Consider the following 6000-nt stretch of genomic DNA (forward strand, 5'->3'; position numbering starts at 1 on the left):
GGGTGAACGGTGCGTGGTGGTGGCCTGTGGCCGGTGGCCGCCGGGCCGGGAACCGGACCGGCGGGTGCGTGCGTCGGTGCCCCTGAGGCCCCGTGCCGCGCCCTGCGGCGCGCATGCGCCGCGGAGGACGGAGGAACGGAGCGCCCATGGACGCCGGACGGCTGTTCGTCATCGCGCTGATGCTGGTTTTCGCCGCCGTCCTCGCCGCGGTCGCGGTCACGCCGGACCTCGTGCCGCGCCGCACGAACCTGCACGACAGGCCCCGCACGCGTGCGGCGGCGCTGATGGGCGACCGCGTCACGGCCGCGCTCCTGCCGGCGATGGTCCTCTTGGCGCTGTTCTCGCCTAGCACGTGGCGCCCGGACGCCTAGTCCCGGGCCGCCCGCGCCTGCGGGTGCACCGACGGGCCCGGCTGGTTCGACGCCCGCCGGGACCCCGAAGCGCCCGCGGTCCCGACCGGTCCGCTGTCCGGCGGTGCCCGGACGGCCCGGACGGCCCGGACGGCCCGGACGGCCCGGTCGTCCCGGCGGTGCGGTCCGGCGGACGTCACCGAGGCTAGACCGGCCGGTAGAGCACGGCGTCGACCTCGATGGCGAACCCGGGAAGGTCGGCCTGCAGCGTCGTACGGGCCGGCGGCTCACCGCCGAAGTACTCCGCGAACAGTTCGTTCATCGCGGCGAAGTCCTCCAGGTCGCGGAGGTAGACGCCCACGCGGACCGCGTCCGCGAGGCTCGCGCCGGCCGCCTCGGCCACCGCCGCGAGATTGTCGAACGTCGCCCGGGCCTGGTCGACGAAGGGCCCCTCGACCAGCGAGCGGTCCCGGCGGTGCGGGGTCGCCCCGGAGAGGTAGACGAAGTCGCCGGCCACCACGGCCGGGGAATAGGGGCCGCCGGGTGGGGCGGCCTGGGGTGCCTGGATCACGCGCTTGGCCATGGCTGGACGGACCTTTCCGGTGGTGTGCTTCGTGTCGTGTGTCGTGTGTTGTGTGGTGTCGGTGTGTGCGGAGCGCCCCACGGCGCTCGGCGCTCGGCCGGGCCCCGCAGTCGGCGGCCGGACGCCGATCGCGGGTCAGAACAGCGTGCGGACGGCGTCGACCACCCGGTCCCGGGAGTCCAGGACGGGGATCAGCGGCCACTTGTCGAAGACGGTGCAGGGGTGCGAGAGGCCGAGTTCGACCACGTCGCCCACGCGCGGCACCGCCTCGCCCGCGGCCTCCTCGACGTCGAGGAAGCCGTGGTGGTCGTTGAGCTCGACCACGCGGACGCCGCCTGCCAGCGGGATGCGCCCGCCGTCGCGCAGGAGCGCGCGGGGGCGGGGCAGGTCGATGTCGAAGGACACGTCGCGCTTGCCGGCGCCGAGCAGGGCCCGGCCCGGCTCCGGGCACGAGAGGACTCTGGCGTAGCAGGTCAGCGCCGGTCGCAGCGGATCGGGGTCGACGCCGCTGCGCAGCGGCGACGCGCGGTCCATGAACAGGTCGTCGTGGGTGATGTAGCAACCCGAGCGGACGACGGGCCGCACCGGGCGCGAGAGCTCCGGCAGCGACGTGAGCGCCTCGGCGGCGAGGTCCGGGTAGGCGCTGCCGCCCGCGGTGACGACGATCTCGTCGGTCGCGGAGAACAGCCCTTCGGCGTCGGCGCCGGCGGTCAGTTCGGCCAGGCCGGCCAGCCACGTGCGGACGCGCTCGGGCGCGTCGCCGTCGCGGCGCTGGGGAAGCACCCCCTCGTAGCCTTCGACGCCGACCAGCCGCAGCCGATCGGCCGCCGCGATCCGGCGGGCGAGGTCCAAGGCCCCTTCGGCGCCGCGCACACCCGTTCGGCGCCCGGCCACTCCCAGTTCCAGCAGCACCGGGAGCGGGCGGGGCGCGTCCGCCATCGCGGCCTCCAGCGCCGCCGCCCCGGCGGCGGAGTCGACCAGGCACATCGGGGTGAAGCCCGGGTCGGCCAGCTCCCGGGCCAGCCAGGCGAGCTGCGCAGGTTCGACCACCTCGTTGGCGATCAGCACGCGGCGGGCGCCGAACCGGCGCATCACGCGGGCCTGGGCGACGGTGGCGGCGGTCAGGCCCCAGGCCCCGCGGTCCAACTGGGCCGACCACAGCTGCGGCGACATCGTGGTCTTGCCGTGGGGGGCGAGGTCGGCGCCGCGGTCGGCGCACCAGCGGGCGAAGCGGTCGAGATTGTGGCGCAGCGCGTCCTCCCGCAGTACGACCGCGGGCAGCCACAGGTCGTTCAGCGCCAGTCCGGCCGCGCGTACGTCGGCGGCGCTCGCGGGGCTTGCGGGCAGGGACCGGGCCTCGACGGGTTCGGAGTCCAGGGCCGCGAGCGGTCCGGCGGGCAGGCCGGAGCCGGCGAGGGCGGACGGCCGGCCGCCCCCAGGCCCGGCGGTAGCGGAGTCGGATGCGGGTTCGGTCATGGGGTGTGCGGCGCGCCGTCCCGGCCAGAGTTCTGCGGGGTGCGCGCCGCCTCCCTCCCTTCACGGCGGGCTGGTTCGGCGGTCGGCGGCTGCTGTGCGGGTCCGGCGGTCATGCGCCGTCCCGGGGGAAGGGCTCGTCGAAGTCCTCGGGGCGTTCCAGGCGCCGCACCGCCGACCGGGTGCGCCGCACGCGCTCGTCCTCGGCGCCGCTCTGGGCCGGGCTGAGGGGTACCCACGGCGCCGGGGGCCCGGCCGCGCACGGGGGCAGCAGGCGGCCGCCGACGTAGGTCGCCGTGTTGGTGAGCCGGACCGGCGACTCGCGGGCGGTGCCATGCACGTCCACGACGGGGAAGCGGCCCTCCTCCAGGTCGAAGACGGCGATGTCGGCAGCGGCGCCCGGTGCGAGCGTGCCCGCGTCCAGCCCGAGGGCGCGCGCGGGGCGCACGGTCGCGGCGGCGACCGCCTCGGACAGGCCCACACCGGCGGCCGTCAGCTTGGCCAGGACGGTGGGCAGGTCGAACGCGGGGCCGTGTACCGAGCGCGCGTGCAGATCGGAGGAGGCGGTCGGGCGCACGCCCTCGGCCACCTCGGTCTCCAGGACGTCGAACGCCAGGGCGCCGGAGCCGTGGCCGAGATCGAAGACGGCGCCGGCGTCCAGGGCGCGGCGCGCGGCGTCGGTCAGGCGTCCGCCGGCGACCAGGTCCGAAGGGCACCCGGAGGCGCAGTGCGTGAGGATGTCGCCTTCGGCCAGTACGGGCGCGATGTCGGCGATCGTCGGCGGTCCGTAGCCGACGTGCACCATCAGCGGGCGCTCCAGCCGCCGGGCGAGCGCGGCCGCGCGGTGCAGCGGCTCCAGGCCGTGCCGGCCGACCGTGCGGGCGTCGATGCGCGCTTTGACCCCCCGTACGAAGTCGCCGTGGCGGGCGGCGACGGCGGCCGCGGCGTCGAGGTCGAGGTTGTCCAGCGCGTGGTGCTCGCCGGTCTCGGCCACCAGGCCGAGGGCCGAGACGTTGATCAGCGCGTGCACGCGCACCCGCGCCGGGTCTGCGGCGAACCGGCGCAGGCCGTCCATGCTGTAGGCGCCCGCGGAGCCCGCGTCGACCCAGGTGGTGACGCCGGTGCGCCAGGCGACGGGATCGGGGTCGAGCCCCCAGTAGGTGGCGCCGTGCCAGACGTGGGTGTGCATGTCGACGAGGCCGGGTGTGACCAGGCGGCCGCCGGCGTCGACGACCTCGGCCGCCGCGTCGTCGGCAGCGGAGGCCGGGCCGCCGCCGGTGCGGCGGCCGTGCGTCCGCACCTCGGCGATGCGGCCGCCGCGGACGGCGACGTCGGCGACCGCGTCGAGTCCTGACGCGGGGTCGACGACGCGGCCTCCGCGCAGCAGCAGATCCCACATTCCCGCCTCCGAGGGTCGATCGGTGCCGCACTGGCTGTGCCTGATGGCGTGCTGCGGCATGCGCAGCAATGTTGCGTATGTGTCAGCAAGTGCTTAGCATTCCGGCGAGACAACGGTCAACAAGCGGCGGCCCGAACACGGCCGACGGGGAGGTCCCGCGTGAGCAGTGAGCACCAGCCGGAGGCGGGGGCCGCGCCCGGCGGCGCCGAGGCGGTGTGCGTCGGGGAGACCATGGCGCTGCTGGTGCCCGAGCCCGGCACTCCCGAACCCGGATCCGCCGGCTCCCTGGGCGATCCCCCGCCCGGCTACCGGCTGGAGATCGGCGGCGCCGAGTCCAACGTCGCGGTCTACCTCGCCCGTGCGGGCCACCGCGCCGCCTGGCACAGCGCACTGGGCGACGATGCGTTCGGCCGCCACGTCCTGGCACGGCTCGGGGCCGAGGGGGTGCACTGCGCCGTGCGCACCGACCCCGAACGCCGCACCGGCCTCTACGTCAAGGAGCCCGACGGCGCCGGCGGCACCCGCGTGCGCTACTACCGCACCGGTTCGGCCGCCTCGGCCCTCGGTGCCGCCGACGCTGCGCGCGTGCGCGCCGCGCGGCCGCGGATGGTGCACACGACCGGGATCACCGCCGTGCTCTCGGACAGCTGCCGCGAGCTGGTCGACGGCCTGCTGGACGGGCTGGCGCCGGGTACCCTGCGCAGCTTCGACGTCAACTACCGGCCCGCCCTGCACGGGCCCGCCGAGGCGGAGCTCGTGCTCCAGGCGGCGCGCCGCGCCGACGTGGTCTTCTGCGGCCTCGACGAGGCGGCCGCGCTGTGGGGCGCCGCCGAGCCCGGGGAGGTGCGCGACCTCCTGGAGGGCCCCGGTGGCGGCGGCGACGCTGGCCCCGGCCTTGTGGTCGTCAAGCAGGGAGGGCGGGGAGCGACCGCGTTCCGCGGTGGCGAATACTGGTACGAGCCGGCCCCGGCGGTCAGCGTCGTCGAGCCCACCGGGGCCGGCGACGCGTTCGCGGCGGGCGTGCTGCACGGACTGCTCACGGGAGCGGGCGTGCAGGAATGCCTGGCCGGGGGAGCGCGGCTGGCGGGAGCCGTGCTGCTGGTGCCGGGCGATATCCCGCCGCGGTCGGACACCGGCGACGGCGTGTGGCCGGTGGGCGGTCCCCAGTCGGGGCGCTCGACGCAGTGGGACCGCGCAGCCCGCGGGGCGCAAGCGCGGCCGAGCGAGTAGGGAAGGGGCCCGGATGTCCAGCAGTGTGGAACGAGCCCTGTGGATCCTCGTTGAGCTGGCCTCGGGGCCGGCGACCATCAGCGACCTCGGACGGCGGCTGGACGTGCACCGCACCACGTCGCTGCGCCTGCTGCGCACGCTGGAGGAGGAGCGGTTCGTGCGCCGCATGGAGGACGGCCGCTACCGGATCGGGCCGCGCATGACCAGCCTCGCGCAGGTCGCGCTGGAGGGCCTGGACGTGCGGGCCGCGGCGGCGGGCCACCTGCGCGAGCTGGGCGCCGCCTGCGGGCACACCGTGCACCTGGCGGCGCGCGAGGGCCCCGCCATGGTGTACCTGGACAAGGTCGAGTCGAGCCACGCCGTGCGCATGTACTCCCGCATCGGCGCGCCCGCCCCGCTGCACGCGACGGGCGTGGGTAAGGCGGTCCTGGCCGGGATGGCGCAGGACGAGCGCGACGGGCTGCTGGGCGAGCCTCCCTACGACCGCTGCACGCCCAACACCCGCACGACCCGCGCGGAGCTGGCCGCCGACCTCGCCGAGGTCGCCGAACGGGGGTGGGCGCTCGACGACTTCGAGCACGAGGAGTTCATCCACTGCGTCGCCGCCCCGATCCGCGACGCCTCGGGGACGGTCGCGGCGGCGGTCTCGGTCTCGGCCCCGAACATGGTCCTCGACCGCCCGCAACTCCTCGACCTGGTACCGCCCTTGCAGCGGACGGCCGCCGCCGTGAGCGAGGAACTGGGGTGGAGCCCGGACGCGATCGGCGGGAACGCGCACCGAGACCCCCGTTGACCCTTCTATGTCAAGCGGCGAGATGATGCTCGATCGCGGCATGGACCCACCCCGCCCGGTCCCGGACCATGGCCCGGTAGATCACATCGATCAGATGGCGTTTGAGTACCCGGTAGGCGCCCCGCTTGCCCTTGGACGGCTCCAACCGCTCCACCAGGGCCCCGGCCCCGGG

General features: G+C 76.1%; 6 protein-coding genes. 3 read left to right on the forward strand and 3 right to left on the reverse strand.

The features are described 5' to 3' along the window. The first annotated feature begins 146 nt into the window (after positions 1-146). Complete coding sequence (locus RM446_RS16480) at positions 147-371, forward strand: hypothetical protein (RefSeq protein WP_311546194.1); 225 nt, start codon at positions 147-149, stop codon at positions 369-371. Between the two features lie 184 nt (positions 372-555). On the opposite strand, the gene RM446_RS16485 is transcribed toward RM446_RS16480, so the two are convergent. From RM446_RS16485 to RM446_RS16495, 3 genes are all read right to left on the reverse strand, one after another. After that, complete coding sequence (locus tag RM446_RS16485; RefSeq protein ID WP_311546195.1) at positions 556-933, reverse strand: RidA family protein; 378 nt, start codon at positions 931-933, stop codon at positions 556-558. 135 nt (positions 934-1068) lie between these two features. After that, positions 1069-2409, reverse strand: a complete 1341-nt coding sequence (locus RM446_RS16490) for an alanine racemase (protein ID WP_311546196.1) — start codon at positions 2407-2409, stop codon at positions 1069-1071. A 109-nt stretch (positions 2410-2518) separates the two neighbouring features. Further along, positions 2519-3805: an amidohydrolase/deacetylase family metallohydrolase gene (locus RM446_RS16495; RefSeq protein ID WP_311546210.1), complete on the reverse strand. Its 1287-nt coding sequence runs from the start codon at positions 3803-3805 to the stop codon at positions 2519-2521. A 159-nt stretch (positions 3806-3964) separates the two neighbouring features. Between RM446_RS16495 and RM446_RS16500 the strand changes: the two genes are divergently transcribed. Both RM446_RS16500 and RM446_RS16505 read left to right on the forward strand, forming a co-directional pair. Beyond that, complete coding sequence (locus tag RM446_RS16500; protein ID WP_311546197.1) at positions 3965-5035, forward strand: sugar kinase; 1071 nt, start codon at positions 3965-3967, stop codon at positions 5033-5035. 13 nt (positions 5036-5048) lie between these two features. Further along, positions 5049-5828, forward strand: coding sequence for an IclR family transcriptional regulator (locus RM446_RS16505; protein ID WP_311546198.1), 780 nt, complete (start codon positions 5049-5051; stop codon positions 5826-5828). The last annotated feature ends 172 nt before the right edge of the window (positions 5829-6000 follow it).

Origin of the sequence: Streptomonospora wellingtoniae, assembly GCF_031845375.1 — a bacterium.
GTDB lineage: Bacteria > Actinomycetota > Actinomycetes > Streptosporangiales > Streptosporangiaceae > Streptomonospora > Streptomonospora wellingtoniae.